Annotated in this window: 19 protein-coding genes and 3 pseudogenes; 9 read left to right on the top strand and 13 right to left on the bottom strand. The window is 71.6% G+C overall.

What is annotated here, in order from left to right; translation table 11 throughout:
* Positions 1–121: 121 nt before the first annotated feature.
* The 3 genes from ACFYXM_RS15630 to ACFYXM_RS15620 all read left to right on the top strand — a co-directional run bounded on the left by ACFYXM_RS15630 (position 122) and on the right by ACFYXM_RS15620 (position 1501).
* Positions 122–1000, top strand: coding sequence for a helix-turn-helix transcriptional regulator (locus ACFYXM_RS15630; RefSeq protein WP_389289805.1), 879 nt, complete (start codon positions 122–124; stop codon positions 998–1000).
* Positions 997–1206, top strand: a complete 210-nt coding sequence (locus tag ACFYXM_RS15625) for a DUF397 domain-containing protein (protein ID WP_389289608.1) — start codon at positions 997–999, stop codon at positions 1204–1206. The genes ACFYXM_RS15630 and ACFYXM_RS15625 overlap by 4 nt, the downstream gene beginning before the upstream one ends.
* 124 nt (positions 1207–1330) lie before the next feature.
* Complete coding sequence (locus ACFYXM_RS15620) at positions 1331–1501, top strand: DUF397 domain-containing protein (protein ID WP_389289803.1); 171 nt, start codon at positions 1331–1333, stop codon at positions 1499–1501.
* A 19-nt stretch (positions 1502–1520) separates the two neighbouring features.
* Here ACFYXM_RS15620 and ACFYXM_RS15615 read toward each other — a convergent pair whose 3' ends face one another.
* On the bottom strand, positions 1521–2441 hold the full coding sequence (locus ACFYXM_RS15615) for a hypothetical protein (RefSeq protein ID WP_389289606.1): 921 nt from the start codon (positions 2439–2441) through the stop codon (positions 1521–1523).
* 198 nt (positions 2442–2639) lie between these two features.
* On the opposite strand from ACFYXM_RS15615, the gene ACFYXM_RS15610 reads away from it, so the two are divergent.
* Positions 2640–3302, top strand: coding sequence for a flavin reductase family protein (locus ACFYXM_RS15610; RefSeq protein WP_389289801.1), 663 nt, complete (start codon positions 2640–2642; stop codon positions 3300–3302).
* Here the strand turns inward: ACFYXM_RS15610 and ACFYXM_RS15605 are convergent.
* A pseudogene (locus ACFYXM_RS15605) lies at positions 3292–3543 on the bottom strand (MFS transporter); the annotation flags it as partial. The gene ACFYXM_RS15610 and the pseudogene ACFYXM_RS15605 overlap by 11 nt on opposite strands.
* A gap of 164 nt (positions 3544–3707) precedes the next feature.
* On the opposite strand from ACFYXM_RS15605, the gene ACFYXM_RS15600 reads away from it, so the two are divergent.
* Positions 3708–4103 carry a hypothetical protein gene (locus ACFYXM_RS15600; RefSeq protein WP_389289604.1) on the top strand — a complete coding sequence of 132 codons (396 nt, stop codon included), beginning with the start codon at positions 3708–3710 and terminating at the stop codon, positions 4101–4103.
* Here ACFYXM_RS15600 and ACFYXM_RS15595 read toward each other — a convergent pair.
* From ACFYXM_RS15595 to ACFYXM_RS15580, 4 genes are all read right to left on the bottom strand, one after another.
* Positions 4042–4512 carry a DUF2809 domain-containing protein gene (locus tag ACFYXM_RS15595; RefSeq protein ID WP_389289799.1) on the bottom strand — a complete coding sequence of 157 codons (471 nt, stop codon included), beginning with the start codon at positions 4510–4512 and terminating at the stop codon, positions 4042–4044. The genes ACFYXM_RS15600 and ACFYXM_RS15595 overlap by 62 nt on opposite strands.
* Before the next feature lie 213 nt (positions 4513–4725).
* Positions 4726–5781, bottom strand: coding sequence for a Zn-dependent alcohol dehydrogenase (locus tag ACFYXM_RS15590; protein WP_389289603.1), 1056 nt, complete (start codon positions 5779–5781; stop codon positions 4726–4728).
* Positions 5778–6995 (bottom strand): acyl-CoA dehydrogenase family protein, encoded by a 1218-nt coding sequence (locus ACFYXM_RS15585; protein ID WP_389289601.1) that lies wholly within the window; start codon positions 6993–6995, stop codon positions 5778–5780. Before ACFYXM_RS15585 ends, ACFYXM_RS15590 begins: the two co-directional genes overlap by 4 nt.
* Before the next feature lie 151 nt (positions 6996–7146).
* Positions 7147–8061: an SDR family oxidoreductase gene (locus ACFYXM_RS15580; protein WP_389289600.1), complete on the bottom strand. Its 915-nt coding sequence runs from the start codon at positions 8059–8061 to the stop codon at positions 7147–7149.
* Between the two features lie 83 nt (positions 8062–8144).
* Between ACFYXM_RS15580 and ACFYXM_RS15575 the strand changes: the two genes are divergently transcribed.
* Complete coding sequence (locus ACFYXM_RS15575; protein ID WP_389289599.1) at positions 8145–9071, top strand: cyclase family protein; 927 nt, start codon at positions 8145–8147, stop codon at positions 9069–9071.
* Between the two features lie 262 nt (positions 9072–9333).
* Here the strand turns inward: ACFYXM_RS15575 and ACFYXM_RS15570 are convergent.
* From ACFYXM_RS15570 to ACFYXM_RS15555, 4 genes and pseudogenes are all read right to left on the bottom strand, one after another.
* Positions 9334–9795 (bottom strand): annotated as a pseudogene (locus tag ACFYXM_RS15570) (ATP-binding protein); the annotation flags it as partial.
* A gap of 657 nt (positions 9796–10452) precedes the next feature.
* On the bottom strand, positions 10453–11478 hold the full coding sequence (locus ACFYXM_RS15565) for an acyl-CoA dehydrogenase family protein (RefSeq protein WP_389289598.1): 1026 nt from the start codon (positions 11476–11478) through the stop codon (positions 10453–10455).
* A gap of 7 nt (positions 11479–11485) precedes the next feature.
* Positions 11486–12676 carry an acyl-CoA dehydrogenase gene (locus tag ACFYXM_RS15560; protein ID WP_389289597.1) on the bottom strand — a complete coding sequence of 397 codons (1191 nt, stop codon included), beginning with the start codon at positions 12674–12676 and terminating at the stop codon, positions 11486–11488.
* Positions 12677–12683: 7 nt separating this feature from the next.
* Positions 12684–13919 (bottom strand): amidohydrolase family protein, encoded by a 1236-nt coding sequence (locus ACFYXM_RS15555; RefSeq protein ID WP_389289595.1) that lies wholly within the window; start codon positions 13917–13919, stop codon positions 12684–12686.
* A 249-nt stretch (positions 13920–14168) separates the two neighbouring features.
* On the opposite strand from ACFYXM_RS15555, the gene ACFYXM_RS15550 reads away from it, so the two are divergent.
* Entirely contained in the window at positions 14169–15776 is a 1608-nt protein-coding gene (locus ACFYXM_RS15550; RefSeq protein WP_389289593.1) for a class I adenylate-forming enzyme family protein, read from the top strand.
* Positions 15777–15855: 79 nt separating this feature from the next.
* Here ACFYXM_RS15550 and ACFYXM_RS15545 read toward each other — a convergent pair.
* Positions 15856–16221 (bottom strand): annotated as a pseudogene (locus tag ACFYXM_RS15545) (STAS domain-containing protein); the annotation flags it as partial.
* 396 nt (positions 16222–16617) lie between these two features.
* On the opposite strand from ACFYXM_RS15545, the gene ACFYXM_RS15540 reads away from it, so the two are divergent.
* Together ACFYXM_RS15540 and ACFYXM_RS15535 are read left to right on the top strand one after the other, a co-directional pair.
* Positions 16618–17196: an RNA polymerase sigma factor gene (locus tag ACFYXM_RS15540; protein ID WP_389289591.1), complete on the top strand. Its 579-nt coding sequence runs from the start codon at positions 16618–16620 to the stop codon at positions 17194–17196.
* Positions 17193–18734: a zf-HC2 domain-containing protein gene (locus tag ACFYXM_RS15535; protein ID WP_389289590.1), complete on the top strand. Its 1542-nt coding sequence runs from the start codon at positions 17193–17195 to the stop codon at positions 18732–18734. Before ACFYXM_RS15540 ends, ACFYXM_RS15535 begins: the two co-directional genes overlap by 4 nt.
* 277 nt (positions 18735–19011) lie before the next feature.
* Here ACFYXM_RS15535 and purU read toward each other — a convergent pair whose 3' ends face one another.
* Together purU and ACFYXM_RS15525 are read right to left on the bottom strand one after the other, a co-directional pair.
* On the bottom strand, positions 19012–19899 hold the full coding sequence (purU, locus tag ACFYXM_RS15530) for a formyltetrahydrofolate deformylase (RefSeq protein WP_389289588.1): 888 nt from the start codon (positions 19897–19899) through the stop codon (positions 19012–19014).
* 139 nt (positions 19900–20038) lie between these two features.
* Positions 20039–20488, bottom strand: a complete 450-nt coding sequence (locus ACFYXM_RS15525) for a hypothetical protein (protein ID WP_389289797.1) — start codon at positions 20486–20488, stop codon at positions 20039–20041.
* Positions 20489–20566: the final 78 nt, after the last annotated feature.

Below are 20566 nucleotides of genomic sequence, written 5' to 3'. Positions count from 1 at the left end.
GCATGCGTACGGTAACTGTCCGTCACTTGTCCGGAGCTGTCGGGGCTGTCCGGAGCAGGCGTACGGGCGGGCACGGCCGTCGCGATGACAACAACTTGACGGCACGGTGGAGGTGGCGCGGATGCGGGTGGATTCGGACGGCGCGAAGAGGCCCGAGGCCGACACGGACGAACCCGGCTGGGAGGTCGATCCCGACGACGAGTCCGGCGCGGCCGTCGTGGCCACGGTGGGGCGTCAGCTGAAGCTGCGCCGGGAAGCCGCGGGGATGCGGGCGGCGGAATTCGGCCTGGCGATCGGGTACGGCGAGGACCAGGTCTACAAGGTCGAGGCCGGGAAGCGGATTCCGCGCCCGGAGTATCTGGACAAGGCCGACAGGACCTTGAAGGCGGGCGGGCTGATCTCCGCCATGAAGGCGGATGTGGCGGAGGTCCGTTACCCGAAGAAGATCCGCGATCTGGCTCGGATGGAGGCGCGGGCAGTGGAGTTGCTGTCGTACGGCAGCCACAGTCTGCATGGGCTTCTACAGACCGAGGAGCACGCCCGAGCACTCCTCAAAACCAGGCGCCCCACCTTTTCGGACGACGAGGTGGAACGCGGAGTGGCAGGCCGCATGGCCAGACAAGCCATCTTCGATCGCTCGCCTGCGCCCGAGCTGAGCTTTGTCCAGGAAGAGTCGACGCTCATGCGCCCCACCGGAGGCAAGATGGTCCAGCGCGGGCAGCTGGAACGCCTCCTGGAAGTCGGGCACTTGCGTAACGTAGAGATCCAGGTGATGCCGATCGCTCGTTGGAATCACCCCGGAACAGGTGGGCGGATCCAGGTGCTGAAGTTCGGGGACGGCACCGCAGTCGGGCGTACCGACGACGAGTTCGGGGGGCGTCCCGTCTCCAGCCCGAAGCATCTGAGGATCCTCGAACTCCGCTATGGCATCATCCGATCGGAGGCTCTCAGCGCACGGGAGTCGCTGGCTTTCATCAAGCGAATGCTGGAGGAAACATGATCCGGAATGCCTCTACTGGAGACGATTCCGAGCTGACGTGGTTTAAGAGCAGCCACAGCGACACCAGCAATCCCAATGACTGCGTCGAGGTTGCCACCACCCCTCACACCATCCACATCCGTGACTCCAAGAACGTCCCGGGCCCGCTGTTCACCGTCGCTCCCGGGGCCTGGAGCGCCTTCGTGACGTACGCCGCCAAGCACTGATCTGCGCGGCACCCGCGCCTCGCCCTCGTAACGGGGGCGAGGCAGATCACCAACCCAACACGTACCGACAAGTACTGGAGGAAGCGTGATCCAGAGCGCCTCAGTCGGGAACGGCCCCGAGCTGATGTGGTTCAAGAGCAGCCACAGCGACAGCAGTAGCGGCAATGACTGCGTAGAAGTCGCCGCCATCCCCCACGCCATCCACATCCGCGACTCCAAGAACACCAACGGCCCCCGTCTCTCCCTCTCACCCACCACCTGGGCGGACTTCGTGGCGTACGCCGTCGGTGATTGACCGGTCCGCAAGTCAGCGATCAGCGCGGGATCAACGTGTACCAGTCCGGTGAATCCGGGTCGCCGTACTCGTAGTTGAGTTCGAGCCGGTCCGGGGTGCCGCCGATCCGCCATCCGTCGCCTGCCGTGTCGTCGGGGCAGGACTCGATCTTCAGCCGTACGCGCTGGTCCCAGGTGGTCGAATCACCGGCCTCATAGCTCCACGTGCCTCGTCCCGAGCAACGGGCGGACTTCGTCGGGTCCGACCACATCTCTTCGGGGTCGGACAGCGCATCGGCGTGTGCCGTGCCGTCGGCGGCCAGGCGCAGCGTGCCACCCTTGCCGTCGGTCCAGGTCCCGGACAGTTGGGCGGTGTCGGCCTTCGGCGGGCGGTATTCCGCGATCAGACCGGTGCCGTACAGGCCCGAGCCGATCCCGTACACGGCCACGACGGCGACCACGCACCAGCCGAGCACGCCCCGCAACCTGCGGCGTCGCAGCACGACCTCGCGGGCCACGAGCGCGGTGACCGTCAGCAGCGCCGCACCCGCCGGCCAGCACAGGAGCAGTGGGCCCGGGGCCGGACGCAGGGCGATACCGGCTACGGCGGCGCCCACCGCGGCCGGGACCAGCGCGGTCACCGGGACCCACCACCACACCTCGCGGCCGGTGAACCGGGTACCCGCCCATCGCGCCGCCGCGACGGTCGGGAGCACCACCAGCAGGCTCGCCACCAGGAAGAACGGGGCGCCGCAGAGCAGGAACGGCATCATCAGCAGCACGATCGCGGGGTCGTCCGGCGGGGCGGGAGCCGGGAAGGCAAGTTCCACGAAACCCGCGATCTCCACGGCCGCCACGACCAACACGATCTGCGTGATCGTGCTCGCCGCGATCGACCGGCCGCTCCACGTCTCCACTGTCGCAACGGGTGGCCTCGTACCTCCCGCGATACGCGTCGACACGCGTCCTCCCCTCCCCGTGCCCGCCCGTGCCGCCTCTCCGCACGGGCCCGCCGTCCGGGCCGTACGAAGTGGCTCCGGGCGGCTCGAAGCGCTTCTGCGACGAGCGTAGTCCCGCCGTTCCGCCCGGATTCGGCTCCCCACCCCTTCCGATCTGACGTAGCGTCAGCTTCAATGGACGGTGTGATGGGACACGCAGGAATGGCCGCCACCGCCGTCCGGTACCTCAGGTCCGTCGGCGCCCCCACCAGTGCCGGGCCGGCGCCGGTCGATCCGCTGCCGCGCCCGGATCTGCGGGCGGTCGCCGAGGACGAACGGGCCCCCGTCGACCCTGCCGAATTCCGCCGCGTACTGGGGCATTTCGCCAGCGGGGTCACGATCGTCACCGCGCACGACCCGGGCGACGGCGTCGGCGCCCCGGAGGGGCCCACAGGCCGGCGGCCCACGGGCTTCGCCTGTCAGTCGTTCGCGTCGCTCTCCCTCGATCCGCCGCTGGTCGCGTTCATGGTGGCCCGTACGTCGACGACCTGGCCGCGCATCGCCCGCGCCGGGGCCTTCTGCGTCAATGTGCTCGGGGCGGGCCAGGAAGCGTTGTGCCGGGGCTTCGCGGTGAGCGGGGCCGACAAGTTCGCGGGGGTGGCGTACGAGGCGGCCCCGGCGACCGGGTCACCGCTGCTGGACGGCGTACCGGCCTGGATCGACTGCCGCATCCACGCCGTCCACACCGGAGGCGACCATCTGATCGTCGTCGGCCGGGTGGAGGCGTTGGGAACGGCGGACTCGGCGGATCCGGCGGGCGAAGACAGGGCCGTGGACGGTCCGCTGCTCTTCCACCGAGGGCGGTTCGGGCGGTTCAGCCAGTGACCGGTTCTCCGGCCGGCCGCCCATCGCGGCGGTGTCGGATGGCCAGGGCCATCAGGGCGGCCGTCGCGCACAGCACTCCCGACGCGTACCAGACCATGTCGTAGGAGCCGAACACGTCGCGCGCCACTCCGCCCAGGAACGCCACCAGCGCCGCGCCCACCTGGTGGGAGGCGAGGGCCCGGCCGAAGACGATGGCGCTGTCCTCCCCGTACTGCTCGCGGCAGAGGGCAAGCGTCGGCGGCGTACCGAATCCGACGGGTTCGCCTCGTTCGCTCCCTGGCGTGCTCCTTTCGTGCATAGGATCACTGGGCCACGCCTTCGAACTGATGCCCGCCGCCCCTCGGAGGAGCATGCGCCCTCTCCACCGGGGCTCGTCCGTCGCGCCCGCAGGGAAAGGGAACCGTCATGCACTGGGCCGCCCGCCAGCACTTCGACCGTCGCTCCGGGACCCTCCTCGGCTGGGGTCTGGGGCTGCTGGCCGTCGCAGCCGGGCTACTGATCTGGCTGGGCTACCTGCTGCTGGCCCCCTACACCGTGCACAGCTATTCGTACGACCTGGAATGCGATTCGCCGGTCGCGGACTCCCACTTCCGGAGCAGCTCGCCGCGGTGCGGTTCCGCGCGCGACTGGCCCGAACTGATGCTCATCCTCGCGCTGTCCGTGCCTCCGGCCGTCGCGGGCACGGCGCTCTGCGTCAGCGGCAGCACCCGCAAGCAGACCAGTGCGCACGTCTTCGCGGTCATCGAGATGCAGAAGTCCGAGGAGCGTCTTCGGAACAAGCAGGACGAGCAGGGCAGGTAGAAGGAGCAGGGCGGGCGACCGAGGGAGCAGTACGGGCGGAACGGGCGGAGCGGGCGGCCAGGGCCGTCATGGCACAGGCGAGCCCCGCCCCGACCGCGTACCAGAACAGATCGGGCGCGTTGAAGGTCGAACCGAGCACCAGCCGCGCCACGATGCTGTGCCGGGAGAGGTCGGCCGGCAACCCGGTCAGTTGCAGCAGTTCGACCGCCCAGCTCAGCGCCAGCCCGGTGCCGGCCACTGCGAGCGGCCGGGACCGGGGCGCGGCCACGAGCACGAGGGCGCAGATCAGCACGGTGTAGAGCGCGTCCCCTGCGTACTTGGCGACGTCACCCTCGGCCACGGCCCTGACCCCCAGCCCGGCGGCGACGGTCAGCACCGCCGCGCCCGCGGCCGTCATCCGCGACACCATCAGCACCCCCGCACCGTCCTCAACAGCACCATCCGCACCGTCCCCATCCGATCCGCTCCATCCTCACCGGCACCAACCGATTCGCTCAAGCCGCCGGATCGGCCGGGTCGGCAGCAGGACGGCCGCCACCACCATGGTGATCGCCGACCGGGTCGGCAGGTTCCCGAGGAGCACACCCCACAGAGCCGCCCCGGGTCCTGGCCCCGGCCGGGATCAGAAGACCAGCACCCCCCGGGCCACCCGGCCGTGGTGCGCGTCGTCCGCCGCCTTGGCGAAGTCCTCCACCGGGTAGGTCTCGGTGACGAGTTCGTCCAGCAGCAGCCTGCCGTCCCGGTACAGCTCCGCGTACAGCGCGATGTCCCGTTGCGGACGCGAGGAGCCGTAGCGGCATCCCAGGATCGACTTGTCCAGGTACATCGACGAGACGAGGAACGACGCCTCCGCCGTCGCCGCCGGAACACCCAGCAGGACCGCCTGCCCGTGCCGGTCCAGCAGGTCGATCGCGGTGCGGATCAGTTCCGTACGGCCCACGCACTCGAAGGCGTGGTCGGCGCCGTGCGGCAGGATCTCCCGTACGGCCTCGACCGAGGCGGAGGTCAGGAAGTGCGTGGCGCCGAAGCGCCGGGCCACGGCCTCCTTCGCCGGGTTGGCGTCGATCGCGACGATCGTCAGGGCGCCCGCGATCCGGGCACCCTGGATCACGTTGAGTCCGATGCCGCCGGTGCCGATCACCACCACCGTGTCGCCGCGGTCGACCTTCGCCCGGTTGAGCACGGCCCCGACCCCGGTCAGCACTCCGCAGCCGATGAGGGCCGCCGAGGTGAGCGGCAGGTCGGCCGGGATCTTCACCGCCTGCACGGCCTTGACCAGGGTCCGTTCCGCGAAGGCCGAGTTGGAGGCGAACTGGTACAGCGGCTCGCCCCGCCGGGAGAACGGCCGCCCCGGCATCCCGATCGCCTTGCGGCACATCGTCGGCCGGCCCCGGTCGCACTGCGCGCACGCCCCGCAGTTGGCCAGCGTCGACAGGGCCACGTGGTCGCCGGGCACCACATGGCCGACGCCCGCGCCGACCGCCTCCACCACGCCCGCGCCCTCGTGCCCCAGCACCACCGGCGAAGGGAACGGGATCGTCCCGTCGATCACCGACAGGTCGCTGTGGCACAGCCCGGCCGCGGCCACCGCCACCAGCACCTCGCCGGGCCCCGGCTCCCGTATCTCCAGATCGTCGACGACCTCGGTGCGACTGCCGTCGAAGACGACGCCTCTCATCCCGTCTCCCTCGGTAGGCCGAGCACCCGCTCGGCGATGATGTTCCGCTGGATCTCGTCCGAGCCGCCGTAGATGGTGTCGGACCGGGTGAACAGGAACAGCCTTTGCGCCTCGTCGAGTTCGTACGGCGCGCTCGACGTCCAGTCGTACGGGCCGACGGCCCCGGACGCGCCCCTGATCCGTACGGCGAGTTCGCCCAGGCGCTGGTGCCAGCCGCCCCAGAGCAGCTTCGCCACGCTGGGTGCGCCGGGATCGCCGACGGCCCCCAGGGTGCACAGGGCGTTCCAGCGCATGACCTTGAGCTCCGCCCACTGCCGGACGAGGCTGTCGCGCAGCACCGGGTCGGTGACGGCTCCGGTGGTCACGGCGCCCCGCACCACTCGGTCGAGCTCGGCGGCGAAACCGATCTGCTGGACGAGCGTGGAGACGCCGCGTTCCAGGGCCAGCAGCCCCATGGCCACGGCCCAGCCGTTGCCCTCGCCACCGACGCACTCCTCGGCGTGCGCCCCGTCGAAGAAGACCTCGTTGAACTCGCTGGTCCCCGACATCTGGCGGATCGGCCGCACCTCGATCCGGCCCGGCTGGTCCATCGGCACGAGCAGGAACGACAGGCCGTGACGGCGCCGGGAGCCGGGCTCCGTGCGGGCCAGCACGAAGCACCAGTCGGCCTCCCGGGCGAGCGACGTCCAGATCTTCTGCCCGGTCACGCGGTGGCCGCCCGTGCCCCGGTCGGGGACGGCGGTCGTCCGTACGGCGGCGAGGTCGGATCCGGCGCCGGGCTCGCTGTAGCCCTGGCACCACAGCTCCTCGCCGCGCGCGACGGCGGGCAGGAAGCGCCGCCGCTGCTCGGGGGTGCCGTGGGCGATCAGTGTGGGGGCCAGGAGGTTCTCGCCGATGTGGCCGACCCGGGCGGGTGCGGCGGCTCGGGCGTACTCCTCGGCCCAGACGACCTGCCGGATCAGGCTCGCCCGCCGGTTCCCGTACCCGCCGCCGTCCCCGTGTCCGTCGCCTTCGTCGTCGGGCCACCCGAGGCCGATCCAGCCGCCGCGTCCGAGTTCGCGTTCCCAGGCGCGGCGGACGTCGATGCTCTCGTGCTCGCTGCCCGGCCCACCGGTGCCGGCCGCCGCCGCGTACGCGCCGACGAGGTGCTCGTCCAGCCAGGCGCGGGCCTCCTCGCGGAAGGCGGTGTCGTCCGGGCCGAGGGTGAAGTCCACGTTGCCTCCTGCGTACGGGTACGGAGCGAGGGGCCGCCCGGCGCCCGCGCACCGGGGCCGGACAGCGCGTCGGCGGGGTCCGCGCCGGTGCGGTCCGCGCCGGGGAACGCCCGCGAAAGCGGGTCCCACGGGACGTCCTGGAAGGTCCCCGTCAGACGTTCGGCCGGGCCTTGGCAGCCGCCGCCGCGGCCATCTCCTCCAACTGCGCGAGCATCGGCATGGGATCGGTGCCCACCGTCCCCGGCAGGAAGTCGGCGATCCGTTCCGGGGTCCACGGCCCCTCCGCGTACCCCGCGCGCAGCTCCCTCGGCTGAGCCCAGACCGCGATCTTCGGCCCGGCGACCGTGTACACCTGGCCGGTGATCCGCTCCTTGCGGGCCCGGTCGCTGAGCAGGTAGACGACGAGCGCCGCCACGTCCTCCGGCTCGCCGATCTCCTTGAGCTCCATGGGCACGTTGGCGGACATCCGGGTGCGGGCGACCGGTGCGACGGCGTTCGCCGTGACGCCGTACTTGTGCAGACCGAGGGCCGCGCTCCGTACCAGCGAGATGATCCCGCCCTTCGCGGCGCTGTAGTTGGCCTGGGCGACGCTGCCCTGGTGGTTGCCGCTGGTGAATCCGATGAGCGTGCCGCCGCCGTCCTGCTTGCGCATGACCGCCGACGCGGCCCTGAAGACGGTGAAGGTGCCCTTGAGATGGGTGGCGACGACCGGGTCCCACTCCTCCTCGGACATGTTGAACAGCATCCGTTCGCGCAGGATGCCGGCCACGCACACGACCCCGTCGATCCGGCCGTACCGCGCGAGCGCCGTGTCCACGATCCGCTGCCCGCCCGCCATCGTGGAGATGTCGTCGGCGACGGCCACCGCCTGCCCGCCCGCCGCCTCGATCTCCTTGACGACGGACTCGGCCACCTCGCTGCTCGGCTCGCCGCCGTCGATGGAGACGCCGTAGTCGTTGACGACGACCCGGGCGCCCTCGGCCGCCGCCGCGATCGCGACCGCCCGTCCGATGCCGCGACCGGCACCCGTCACGGCCACCACTTTGCCTGCCAAGAAGTTCCCCATGCCCGGCCCCTTCCCGCGGTTTCTGACGGACCGTTAGATTTTATGGGCCATCAGGTCCGCGAACACAAGCCCCGGGAGGCACCGTGTCACTGCCGGAGGAGTTCCACGACATCGCCAAGCGCGTGAACAACTGGGGCCGTTGGGGCGCCGACGACGAGATCGGGACGCTCAACCTGATCACCGACTCCGTCGTACGGGACGCCGCCGCCACGGTCCGCTCCGGGCGACGCGTCCCGCTCGCGCTCCCCCTCCAACAGGACGGCGTGCAGAGCGGTCTGGTCCCCGGGAGGATCAACCCGCTGCACACCATGGTCCAGATCAACCAGGAGCTCTTCGGCCCCGGCACCGTCGCCACCAGCGACGACTCGGCCGTGCTGAGCCTCCAGACGGCCACCCACTGGGACGCCCTCACCCACGTCTCGCACTCCGGAAGGATCTACAACGGCCGCCCGGCCGACACGATCACCGCGCACGAGGGCGCGCGGTTCAGCGGCATCGACAAGGTGCCGCACCTCGTCTCGCGCGGAATCCTCCTCGACGTGGCCCGCGCGCACGGCGTGGACCGGCTGCCCGGCGACCACGCCGTCACCCCCGAGGACCTGGACGCGGCGGAGGACCTGGCCGGGGTCCGGGTCCGTCCCGGCGACATCGTCCTCGTACGGACGGGGCAGGTGCGGGTCTACCTGACGGGCGACAGGCCCGCGTACGCCTACCCCTCGCCCGGCCTCTCGATCCGCGCACCCGAGTGGTTCCGCGCGCGCGATGTGGCGGCGGTCGCCAACGACACCCTGACCTTCGAGATCTTCCCGCCGGAGATCGAGGACCTGTGGCTGGGCGTGCACGCGCTGGACCTGGTCGAGATGGGCATGCTCCAGGGCCAGAACTGGAACCTGGAGAAGCTGTCCACCGCCTGTGCGGAGGAGAAGCGTTACGCGTTCCTGCTGTCGGCCATGCCCGAACCGTTCGTCGGCGCCACCGGCACCCCGGTCGCCCCGGTCGCCGTGCTGTGACCCGGGCTCTTCGGGCGCCGGACCCGGCGCGGCCCGAAGGGCTCCGCTCGGCCCCAACCGCCCCTCGGGACCACTGCTTTAACCTTTATGCACGTCGCGTGACAGTGCGCGGGGACTCGTACGCCTTGCGGTCCACGCTCCCCGTGCCGCCGACGCCGCCCGCGCACGAGGAACCGCCCGCGCAGGGCGTACCGCCCACGCACGACGCGCCGTGCACCGCGCGCGGTTGGGTGCCCGGCGCCGCGTGGGTGTCCTTCGCCCCCGAGGGGGTTCGGAGCGCCTGGCCACCCGGGTGCAGCGGGACGACCTGGACCAGCGGGGGTTCCCGGTCGACCTCGCACCAGATGCGCTTGCCCGCGCCCTCCGGCTGCCAGCCCCAGCGGTCGGCCAGGCCGTCGACCAGTTCCAGTCCGCGGCCACCGGTGTCCTCGCCCAGCGCGTGACGCTGCTGCGGCGGGCGGCAACTGGCGTCGGCCACCTCGACCCGTACCGTCCCGGAACCGGACCCGCCCGCGCAGCCGAACAGCATCCGCAGCACGGCCGGGCAGCCCGTATGGACCACCGCGTTCGTGACGAGCTCCGAGATCAGCAGGATGAGGGTCTCGGCCAGTGGCTCGTCACCCTTCATCCCCGACCCGATCAGTCTCGACCGCGCCCATCTGCGTGCCCGCCCGACCTCTGCGGGATCCGGACCGACCTCCAGCTGAACCTGAAGCACCTGCACCGCTCACACCATCCGAACCGGCGGACACATCGCCTCGCGCCTCCTCGGGGTCACGGAACGTGATTCCCGTACGCGACAGCATGGTTGACGTACAGTCACCGCAACAAGCGCTTCGGGCATATTCCAGCGCGAAGGAGTACGCGTGGTACATACTGTGCGACGCACATTGCGGGGAGTCGAACAGAAGCGCGTGGAGGTCTCGGGAATCTCCCGGGCGGAACCGGTGTCACCACCCGAAACGCGGGCCGGCCGCCCCCTCCGGTCCGAAGCCGCCACGCGGGCAACTCCCGGATCGTCCGGCACACCCGGCTCCAGAACCTCTCGCACCCCACGGAGAGTACCCGAGGTGACCGCCGACTCCGCCCCGTGACGAATCCCCCGCGGGCACGGGCCTCGCTCCCGAGAGGCCGAACGCACCGCGTGACTCCGTACTGTGAGGCCGTGGGGCCCCTCCGTCACCTCTCCGCGAACCGCGTTCGCACATATCTACGGGCGGGAATTCTTCACGGAACCCGACCGAATCGAGCACAGATTCGAACCGACCGACACGAATCCCGACCGGATCGGGCACGGATCCCAGACAGTTTCAGCACAAGTCCGAACCCGGCGTCGGCGCCGAACTCCCGCGCCGGTCCCGTGCGGAACCCCGCGCCGGTCTCAGTGCGGTGTCCCGGCGCCTCTGCGCAGATCCGACGCGAGTCGTTCCTCGGCCGCCGCCGCCCCGATCCACCGGCCGGAGCGCAGCCAGGCCCGCTTGAGGTGCAGGTGGACGTCCGCCTCCCAGGTGAAGCCCATGCCGCCGTGCACCTGGAGGCAGTCGCGGGCGTTGCGGACCGCCGCCTCGTCGGCGAGCAGCTTGGCCCCGGCGATCTCGACGGGGTCCGCGGTCACGGCCGCCGCGTAGACGGCGCAGCGCGCCAACTCGGCCCTGACCAGCATGTCGGCGCACAGGTGTTTGACCGCCTGGAACGATCCGATCGGGGCGCCGAACTGCTCGCGTCCACCGGCGTGCTGGACGGCCAGCTCGGTCGTGCGGGCGGCGCTGCCGAGCTGTTCGGCGGCGGCGAGCAGGGCGCCCTCGTCACGCCACCGGGCCGTCCGGCCGGGCAACAGCTCACCGGACAGCCGCTCGTGGGGTGCTCCGGCGGGGGCGCTGATCCGCCACAGCGGGGTGAACGGGTCGAGCGACCGTACGGGCTCGGCTGCCTCGCCCACGAGGTCCCGCAGTTCTCCGCCCGTCACGGTGTACGCCCGCTCCGGTCCCGGCGCCGGCTCCGACGCACCCGCGCCCTGTGGGGCGAGCACCAGCAGTGCGTCCGCGTCCCCCAGGTGTTCCACCGGGCTGCCCGGCTCCAGCACGGCGACCACCGCCGTCCCCTCCGCCGCGCCCTTCACGGCCCCCGCCGCGAGGTGCGTGGTGATCAGCGGTCCCGGCAGCAGCGCCCGCCCGGCCTCCTCGAAGAGGAGGACCGCCTCGGGCAGTCCGAGCCCGGCGCCGCCCTCGGTCTCCGGCAGCCGCAGTGCGAAGAAGCCCGCCTCGCCGAGTTCCCTCCACAGTCCGCGGTCCACCGCCGTGCCCGTATCGAGGGCCGTCCGCATCCGGTCCCTGCCGAAGCGCCCGGCGAGGATGTCCCGTATCCCCGAACGCAGGGCCCGCTGGTCGTCCGAGAGCTGGAAGTCCATGGCCGGTTCAGCGCCCCTTCGGCAGGCCGAGTATCCGCTCGGCGACGATGTTCCGCTGGATCTGCGAGGTGCCCGCGGCGATCGTGTACGAGAGCGAGGAGAGCCGGTCCAGGACCCATTCCCGGTCCAGATCGGCGGCGTCCGCGCCGAGCACCTCTGCGGCCGTCTCGTACAGCTCCTGACGGGCGTGCGAGTAGCGCAGTTTGAAGACCGAGCCCCCGGTGCCGGGTACGCCGCCCGTGCCGGGGGCCGCCCGTGCCGGGCCGCGGCCGGCGCCGGCCTGCGCCTCGCTCACGTTCCACTGGGTGAGCCGCCACAGCGCCCGGAACTCGGCGTTCAGCCTGCCCAGCCGCCGGCGCAGCACCGGGTCGTCCCAGCGCCCGCTGGTCCGGGCCTCGGCGGCCAGGGCGGCCAGGGTGCGGCGGCAGGCGACGACCTCGCCGACGAAGGCGGTGCCGCGTTCGAAGGAGAGCGTGACCATGGTGACCCGCCAGCCGTCGTTCTCCGCGCCGACCCGGTGGGAGACCGGCACCCGCACCTCGTCGAGGAACATCTCCGCGAACTCGGTGGACCCGGCGAGGGTGCGCAGCGGGCGGACGGTGACGCCCGGGGTGTCCATCCTCATGGCGAGCCAGGTGATGCCCCGGTGCCGGGGGGCCTCGGGGTCGGTGCGCACCAGCAGTTCGCACCAGTCGGCGACCTCCGCGTGCGAGGTCCAGATCTTGCTGCCGCTCACCACGTAGTGGTCGCCGTCGCGCACGGCCCTGGTCCGCAGTGCGGCGAGGTCCGATCCGGCGTCGGGCTCGCTGAACCCCTGGCACCAGATCTCGTCGCCGCGCAGTACGGGGGGCAGCCAGCGCGCCCGCTGTTCGGCGGTTCCCTCGGCGGCGACGGTGGGCCCGGCGTGCAGCAGTCCGACGAAGTTGGCGCCGACGTACGGAGCGCCGGCCTTCTCCGTCTCCTCCAGGAAGATCAGGTGCTGGGTCGGGGTGGCGCCCTGTCCGCCCGCGTCGACGGGCCAGTGCAGGCCCGCGTAGCCGGCGTCGTACAGCATCCGCTGCCAGGCGGTGTCGTACGCGCGCCGCCCCGGCCAGTCGTCGGGGTCGGGCTTCGCGGGCAGCGCGGGCAGTACGGTGGCCAGCCACGCGCGCAGCCGCGCCCGGAACTCCTCCTCCGCCTCCGTGTACGCGAGATCCATCGCGCGCCTACGCTCCCTGGCCGGTACGGCCGTTCGGGGCCGGGCGGCGGTCGCGGTCGAGGTCGAGGCCGAGCATCCGGATCGCGTTTCCGCGCATCAGTTTGTAGACCGTCTCGTCGTCCAGCCCCTTGACGTGGTCGAGCGCGACCTCCTTGGTGTGCGGGAACGTCGAGTCGACGTGCGGGTAGTCGGTCTCGAAGGTGGCGTTGTCCCGTCCGACGACGTCGAGCGAGGCGACCCCGTGCTTGTCCCGGAAGAAGCAGCAGAAGATCTGCCGGTAGTAGTACGTGGACGGCGGCTCGGGGATCAGGTCGCGCACCCCGCCCCAGGCCCGGTGCTCCTCCCAGACGTCGTCGGCGCGTTCCAGGGCGTACGGGATCCAGCCCATCTGGCCCTCGCTGTAGGCGAGTTTCAGCCGGGGGAAGCGCACCAGGACCCCGCTGAACAGGAAGTCCATCATGGAGGCCATGGCGTTGTTGAAGGAGAGGCTGGCCTGGACGGCGGGCGGGGCGTCCGGGGAAGCGGCGGGCATCTGCGAGCTGGACCCGATGTGCATGTTGACGACCGTGCCGGTCTCCTGGCACGCGGCGAAGAACGGGTCCCAGTAGCCGGTGTGGATCGACGGCAGGCCGAGATGGGTGGGGATCTCGGAGAACGTCACCGCGCGCACGCCGCGCGCCGCGTTCCGGTGGATCTCCGCGACCGCCAGGCCGATGTCCCAGAGCGGGATGATGCAGAGCGGGACGAGCCGTCCGCCGCTGTCGCCGCACCACTCCTCGACCATCCAGTCGTTGTAGGCGCGGACGCAGGCGAGCGCCACTTCTCTGTCCCGCGCCTCTGCGAAGGTCTGGCCGCAGAAGCGCGGGAAGGTGGGGAAGCACAGGCTCGCCTCGACGTGGTTGAGGTCCATGTCCTTGAGGCGCTCGGCGGGGTTCCAGCAGCCGGGCCGCATCTCGGCGCGGGTGATGCCCTCCAGCGTCATGTCGTCGCGGTCGAAGCCGACGGCGGCGATGTTCCGCTTGTACGGGAACTTCAGGTCCTCGTAGATCCACCAGTCCGTGGGCGGCCCGTCCGGGTCCATCGTGATCACGTACTTGCCGCCGACGTACGCCAGTTCCCCGATGCCCGCGGTGAGCGGCTGCGGGCCGCGCTCGCGGTACTTGGCGGGCAGCCAGGTGGAGAAGAGGTGCGGCGGCTCGATCACGTGGTCGTCGACGCTGACGATCCGAGGCAGTTCCGTCATGGTGTCCCCTTCTCCGTCACGGTGTCCCCTGTCCGTCCCCGGCGGGCTCTTCGCGCCCCGACGGGGTCTCCTTCCGTCCCCCGCGGTCCGACTTCCGTCCCCGGCGGACACTTTCCCGATATTCATTTCTGATGACCCGTCAGATCCGACTCCGGACTCAGGCTAGCCCCGCACCCCTGGACCGACAAGGCGCGGCGCTCTACGCTCTCCGAACGATCTGACTGACCGTCAGCTTTTGAGGGGTTCGCCGTGGACGAGACCGCACACGCGCTGGGCACGTCGGGCACTTTCTGGGAGCTCGTGGAGCGACGGGCCGCCCTGACGCCGGACCGCCCGTTCCTGATCCAGGACGACCGCTCCCTGACCTTCGGGGAGCTGCGGGACCGCGGCGAACGGGTCGCGGCCGGGCTCTGGGGGATGGGGGTGCGCCCCGGAAGCGTGGTCGTCTGGCAGCTGCCGACCCGGATCGAGACGGTGCTGCTGTCGTTCGCGCTGACCCGGATCGGGGCCGTGCAGTCGCCCGTCATCCCGTTCCACCGGGACCGCGAGACGGGGTTCGCGCTGCGCGAGTCGAAGGCCGGCTTCTTCGCCGTGCCGGGCACCTGGCGCGGCTTCGACCACACGGCGATGGCGCACCGGCTGGTCGCGGCATGGGCCTCGACGCCGCAAGCGGTCACGGCGGAACCGGCCGCGGAGGCGGCACCGGCCCCGGCGGCCGGGCCCGTACCGCTGGTCTTCGAGGTGTACGCGTCGCTGCCGGACGGCGATCCGGCCGTGCTGCCCCCGCCGCCCGCCGACGGGACCGCGGTCCGCTGGATCTACTGGACCTCGGGCACCACCTCCGACCCGAAGGGGGTCCTGCACACCGACCGCAGCCTGATCGCGGGCGGCTCCTGCCTGGCCCACGCGCTGCGCCTGTCGGCCGACGACATCGGCTCGATCGCGTTCCCGTTCGCCCATGTCGGCGGGCCCGACTACGCGGTGATGCTGCTGCTCTACGGGTTCCCGGCGGTGCTCTTCGAGCACTTCGCGATGCCGGACGCGCTGGCGGAGTACCGGCGCCACGGGGTGACGGTCGCGGGCGGTTCCACGGCGTTCTACTCGATGTTCCTGGCCGAGCAGCGCAGGACCCCGGACCGCGGGCCGGTCCCCACCCTGCGGCTGCTGGCGGGCGGCGGGGCGCCGAAGCCGCCGGAGCTGTACCACGCGGTGGTGCGGGAGATGGGCGTCCAGCTGACCCACGGGTACGGCATGACCGAGGTCCCCATGATCACGATGGGCTCCCCCGACGACACGGCGGAGCACCTCGCCGGGACGGAGGGGCGCCCGCCCGCGGGCATGGAGATCCGGATCACGGACGAGGACGGCATGCCGTTGCCGCACGGCACGGACGGCGAGGTGCGGTTGCGCGGGGAGGCCGTCTGCAAGGGCTACCTGGACCCTGCGGCGACGGCCGCCGCCTTCGACGCCGACGGGTTCCTGATCACCGGGGACATCGGCCATGTCGAGCCGAGCGGGCATCTGGTGCTCACCGGGCGGCTGAAGGACATCATCATCCGCAAGGGCGAGAACGTCTCCGCCAAGGAAATAGAGGACCTGCTGCACGGACACCCGCAGGTCGGGGACGTGGCGGTGATCGGGCTCCCGGACGCGGAGCGCGGCGAGCGGGTCTGCGCGGTCGTGGAACAGCCCGCGGGCGCCGCCCCGCCGACCCTGCCGGACATCACCGGCTACCTGCGGGAACGGGGACTCTCCGTGCACAAGCTGCCGGAACAGCTGGAGGTGGTCACGGAGCTGCCACGCAACGAGACCCTGCGGAAGGTGCTGAAGTACCGGCTGCGGGAGCGGTTCTCCTGACGGCAGGCGTCCTCCCGGCGGCGAGCGGTTCTCCTGACGGCGGGGGCCGGTGCCCCGTTTCCTCCGGCCCTCGGACCAGGAGCGGCCGGGCCCCGTCGTCGACGGCCGCGCGCCGGTCGGGGTAGATGTCGAAGAGACGGCGTACGCCGAGGACGCCGATGACCCGGTTGACGTGCGAGCCCTCCTCCACGCCCCGCGCCGGGAGGATCAGCCGCAGCCGGCCCCCGCACGAGCGCATCAGGCGGCGGGCCGCGATCAGTACGCCGACGCCGCTGGAATCGCAGAACTCAACCTCGGAGAGGTCGAGCACCACGTCGTGGCGGCCCTCGGCGACCGCCTCATGGACGGACCGGCGCACCGCGGGCGACGACACCAGATCCAGCTCGCCGCGCATGCGCAGCACGGTCCAGTTGCCATGCACGGTCTCGGCCACTTTCAGTGTCACGCGACTGGGCCTCTCGTTCCGTGTCCTCCGACGCCGTTCCGTGGCGTCGATTTTCGACTACTTACAAATGTTTCCGACCGTTTTCGATCGTCTTCGATCGGCTCGTCCGACGTTCCGGAAGTTTCCGTGCCTTCTCGCGGGTGCCCCGCCGCAGGCTCATGAAACACCGGCTCGCGCGAGAGGACCGAGAGGCCCAAGAGGCCCGAGAGGCCCGAGAGGACATAGTCGCGTCCGGACCGAAATGATTGGTTCGCATACGATTTCGCCACGGCGACGAGACGGCGCCTTCTCTACCACGTCCGGCCTCTCCGGGGGCGCACTTGCCACAAAGGGTCGTCCGTGGTCGGCACCGCCGACTACATTCGGTGTGACGAGGGGAACAGGGCTGGGGGTCGCATGGCGAAAAACGCACCACCCCGCTGGGACCGCAAGATGCAGCAGCGGCTGACGCGCGGTGAGGCGGCCGCCCTCGGCGAGCTCTACGACCGGTTCGCTTCGCTCGTGCACAGCCAGGCCCACCGGATGCTCGATGACGAGACGGCTGCGGACCAGGTGACCCGCGAGGTCTTCGGTTACGTGTGGGAGAACCCGGACGCCTACGACCCGAAGCAGGGCTCGATGCGCTCCTGGGTGGCCCGGCTCGCGCACCGGCACTCCGTACGGCGGCTGCGCGAGACGTACCGCCCCGCCGAGGACGCGGACGGGCGGACCGGCGCCGAGCTGGAGGAGCGGGTGCGCCGGGCCACGGCCTCGGCCCGCGCCGACTACATCGTGACGTCCATGCCCGCCCCGTTGCGCGCCGCGCTGGAGCTCGCCTACGTCCAGCGCAGGGACTACCGGCAGGCCGCCGCCGACCTCGGGGTCACCGAGGACGAGGCCCGTCGCCGGCTGCGGCTCGGGCTGCAGCTGCTGTCCACCGCCCACACCCACCCGCTGGAGGGTGCGTCCCCGCCCGGATACGGACGGGCGCTGTGACCACCGACGGCAGCGCGCACGGACGCGACGACGAGAGCGAGGGACGCGACGAGGAGGTGCGGGGCGCACCGCGCATACCGGGACCGCGGGCGGCCGCCGACGACTTCGACCTCGGCTCCCTGCCGCTGCCGCCGCTCGCGCCGGCGTCCCCGCCCGACGAGCGGCACCGGACGCCGGACGAGCGACCGTGGGCACCCGAGGAACGGGCGTGCGCATCCGACGAACCGCGGCCGACGACACCGGAACGGGAATCCGCCGTGGCACCATCCGGCCCGCTGACGCCGCCGAAGCCGCAGAACCCACCGGCCTTCTCGGCCTCGCCGCCCCCGCCGAATCGACCGAACCGGCAGAGCCCGCCGGGCTCACCGAATCCACAGGCCCCGCCGCTGCCGCCGAAGCCGACGGAGCCGCCGGCCCCGCTGCTGCCCCATCGCGTCCTCAAGTCGCTGCTCGGCGCCTGGGCGCTGGCCGCGTGCTCGGCGGAGGAGACCGAGGCCGTCGAGGCGCACTTGACCGAGTGCGCCACCTGCGCGGACGAGGCGTTGCGGCTGCGCGACGCGGTCGGCCTGTTGCAGACCGACCGCAGTCTGGATCTCGATCCGGCGCTGCGTTCCCGGGTGATCGACTCCTGCCTGACCCGTCGCCCGGCCGCCATCCCGGTACCGGACTGGGCCGCTCCGTACGAGGCGGAGACCGCCCGGCTCGACGCGCTGCTGCACGACATCGGCGACTGCGAGTGGCACGCCCCGGTGCGGCTGAAGTGGTTCGAGGACGAGCAACAGGCCCGTCGCAGGACGACGGTCGCGGGTGTCGTCGGCCATCTCATGACCGTCGACGGGCTGGTCGGCACGGCACTCGGCCTGGACGTGCCGCTCGGCGACGGCACCATCGGCCGGGCCGAGGACTGGCCGCTGTCGCCCACCGCCCGCACGGAGCGGTACTGGTCCGCGACCCGTCTGCCGCCCACCCGCTCGGTCCACGAGCCGTGGCGGGCGCAGAGCCACACCCTCATCCGCACCGTGTCGTTCGCGGGCCGCCGAGTCTCCGAGCTCTCCGTCCCGTACGGCGACTTCGCGCTGCCGATGCACGACGCGTTGCTGGAGCGTGCCTTCGAATGCTGGGTGCACGGCGGTGACATCGCGGACGCGGTGGACTATCCGTACGAGGCGCCGTCCGCCCCGCATCTGAACCGGATCGTCGACCTGGCGGCCCGGGTGCTGCCCGCGGCGCTGGCCGAACGCCGCAGGACGGGACTGGCCGGGCCCGTACGTCATCTGGTGACGGCGGGTTCGCCGGGCCGTTCGCTGCATCTGGAGATCGAGGGCTCGGGCGGCGGCAGCTGGTACATCCCGCTGGACTCCCCCGCCGCCTCCGGTTCGCCCGCGCACACGGTGGCGCAGATCGCGCTGGACGGCGTCGAGTTCTGCCAGCTGATCGCCGGGCGGGTGCCTCCGGTGGACGCGGCGGCCGGTCAGCAGGGCGACCGCGAGGCGATCCGCGACATCCTGTTCACCGCGGCCTCGCTGAGCCGCCTCTGAGAACTCCCGACGAAATGATCTCCGATGTGGTCGGGTCGTCCGGGTCGGTGCTCCGGGGATGTCGGGACGGCGGCTCGGTGGAAGCCGTGGGACATCGGCGACGAGTTGCGGCCGGCGACCGAGCCGCCGCTGCCGAACGTGGAACGCCGCGCCCGGCAGCCGGGTGCGAGCGGCATCCGGACCGGTCTCACCCGGCGTGCAACGCCCCGCCCGCGCCCTGGACGAGCGGGGACGGGGCGGGGCCGCACGGCGTCCGGCCCACAGTGCCCGGCACGCGCTACGCGAAGACCACCGTGCGGTGGCCGTTGAGCAGGATGCGCCGCTCCGCGTGCCACTTCACCGCCCGTGCGAGCGCCTGGCACTCCACGTCGCGGCCGAGGGCGACCAGCTGGTCCGGGGTGACGTCGTGGCCCACCCGCTCGACCTCCTGCTCGATGATCGGCCCCTCGTCGAGATCGGCCGTCACGTAGTGCGCCGTCGCACCGATCAGCTTCACGCCGCGCGCGTGCGCCTGGTGGTACGGCTTCGCGCCCTTGAAGCTCGGCAGGAAGGAGTGGTGAATGTTGATGATCCGGCCGCTCAGCCGCTTGCACAGATCGTCCGAGAGGACCTGCATGTAGCGGGCGAGGACGACCAGCTCGACGTTCTCCGCCTCGACCAGCTCCAGCAGCTCGGCCTCCGCCTCCGCCTTCGTCTCCTTCGTCACCGGGATGTGCCGGAACGGGATGTCGTACGAGGCGACGAGCTCCGCGAAGTCCGTGTGGTTGGAGACGACGGCCGCGATCTCGACCGGCAGCGCCCCGATCCGGGAGCGGAACAGCAGGTCGTTGAGGCAGTGGCCGAACTTGCTGACCATCAGCACGATCCGCATCCGCTCCGCGGAACGGTGGATCTGCCAGTCCATCCGGAAGGAGTCGCCGACCGCGGCGAAACTGGCCCGCAGCTTCTCCACGGTCACCGGGCTGTCCGCCGAGAAGTGGACCCGCATGAAGAACAGACCCGTGTCGTGGTCGCCGAACTGCTGGCTGTCCTCGATGTTGCAGCCCGTCATGAAGAGATAGCTCGACACGGCGTGCACGATGCCCTGCTTGTCGGGGCAGGAAAGCGTGAGGACGTACTGCTCGGAGGTGGTCTCGGCCGGTTCGGCGGAATGTGGCACGGTCATTCCCGTAGCGTGCCACATCGGGCCGGGATCAGGCCGACCCGATCATGATGCGGACCCGATCATGATGTATACGCACCCGCACGAGGACCGGCCGCCGCTCGGACCTGCCGTCAGGCCGAGCAGCCGGCACCCCGGCCCGTCATGATGCGGACCCGGTCATGATGCGGAGCACGTCCAGAGAGCGCGGCGGGGTGTCCGGGTCCTCGCCGTCGTTGGTGGCGAGCAGCACATGGGCCTCCCCGGCGGCGACCACGGCCTCCGGCCAGCCCGGGTGCTCCAGGTACGCCGAAACGGGGGCGTCCGCGCCGATCTGGTGCATGATGCGCAGCACCCGCAGCACGGCGGCATCGACGAGGGCGGCCTCGTCCGCGTCGCGGAAGATCGTGCCGACGTACTTTTCGGCGGACCAGTTGTCCAGCCACGTGTCCTCGACCAAGCGGTACACGGCGTCGGTGACGTCGCCGTACCCTTCCCGTCCGGCCAGCCAGCACTCCTGGTGGAAGACGGGGTCGGAGAGCATGTGCAGCGCCGAGCGCACATTGCTGCGCCAGCGCCACCACGGCATGTCGTTCAGCGGCATGCCGCCCATGGTGGAGGAGCGGCGGCCACGGCGGGAAGTGTTCTGCGAACCTTGCTGCACGAGAGTCGATCGTACGTTCCCTTTTCA

It is taken from the genome of Streptomyces sp. NPDC002476, assembly GCF_042889785.1.
Taxonomy (GTDB): Bacteria; Actinomycetota; Actinomycetes; order Streptomycetales; family Streptomycetaceae; genus Streptomyces.
Note: the sequence above shows the minus strand (reverse complement) of the source record. Positions and strands in the feature narration are given on the sequence as shown.

Excerpts from the sequence above, each read along its gene's own strand:
- ACFYXM_RS15630 (WP_389289805.1), top strand. The coding sequence starts at position 122 with ATGCGGGTGGATTCGGACGGCGCGAAGAGGCCCGAGGCCGACACGGAC.
- ACFYXM_RS15625 (WP_389289608.1), top strand. The coding sequence starts at position 997 with ATGATCCGGAATGCCTCTACTGGAGACGATTCCGAGCTGACGTGGTTT.
- ACFYXM_RS15620 (WP_389289803.1), top strand. The coding sequence starts at position 1,331 with ATGTGGTTCAAGAGCAGCCACAGCGACAGCAGTAGCGGCAATGACTGC.
- ACFYXM_RS15610 (WP_389289801.1), top strand. The coding sequence starts at position 2,640 with ATGGCCGCCACCGCCGTCCGGTACCTCAGGTCCGTCGGCGCCCCCACC.
- ACFYXM_RS15600 (WP_389289604.1), top strand. The coding sequence starts at position 3,708 with ATGCACTGGGCCGCCCGCCAGCACTTCGACCGTCGCTCCGGGACCCTC.
- ACFYXM_RS15595 (WP_389289799.1), bottom strand. The coding sequence starts at position 4,512 with ATGGTGTCGCGGATGACGGCCGCGGGCGCGGCGGTGCTGACCGTCGCC.
- ACFYXM_RS15590 (WP_389289603.1), bottom strand. The coding sequence starts at position 5,781 with ATGAGAGGCGTCGTCTTCGACGGCAGTCGCACCGAGGTCGTCGACGAT.
- ACFYXM_RS15580 (WP_389289600.1), bottom strand. The coding sequence starts at position 8,061 with ATGGGGAACTTCTTGGCAGGCAAAGTGGTGGCCGTGACGGGTGCCGGT.
- ACFYXM_RS15565 (WP_389289598.1), bottom strand. The coding sequence starts at position 11,478 with ATGGACTTCCAGCTCTCGGACGACCAGCGGGCCCTGCGTTCGGGGATA.
- ACFYXM_RS15560 (WP_389289597.1), bottom strand. The coding sequence starts at position 12,676 with ATGGATCTCGCGTACACGGAGGCGGAGGAGGAGTTCCGGGCGCGGCTG.
- ACFYXM_RS15555 (WP_389289595.1), bottom strand. The coding sequence starts at position 13,919 with ATGACGGAACTGCCTCGGATCGTCAGCGTCGACGACCACGTGATCGAG.
- ACFYXM_RS15540 (WP_389289591.1), top strand. The coding sequence starts at position 16,618 with ATGGCGAAAAACGCACCACCCCGCTGGGACCGCAAGATGCAGCAGCGG.
- purU (WP_389289588.1), bottom strand. The coding sequence starts at position 19,899 with ATGACCGTGCCACATTCCGCCGAACCGGCCGAGACCACCTCCGAGCAG.
- ACFYXM_RS15525 (WP_389289797.1), bottom strand. The coding sequence starts at position 20,488 with ATGGGCGGCATGCCGCTGAACGACATGCCGTGGTGGCGCTGGCGCAGC.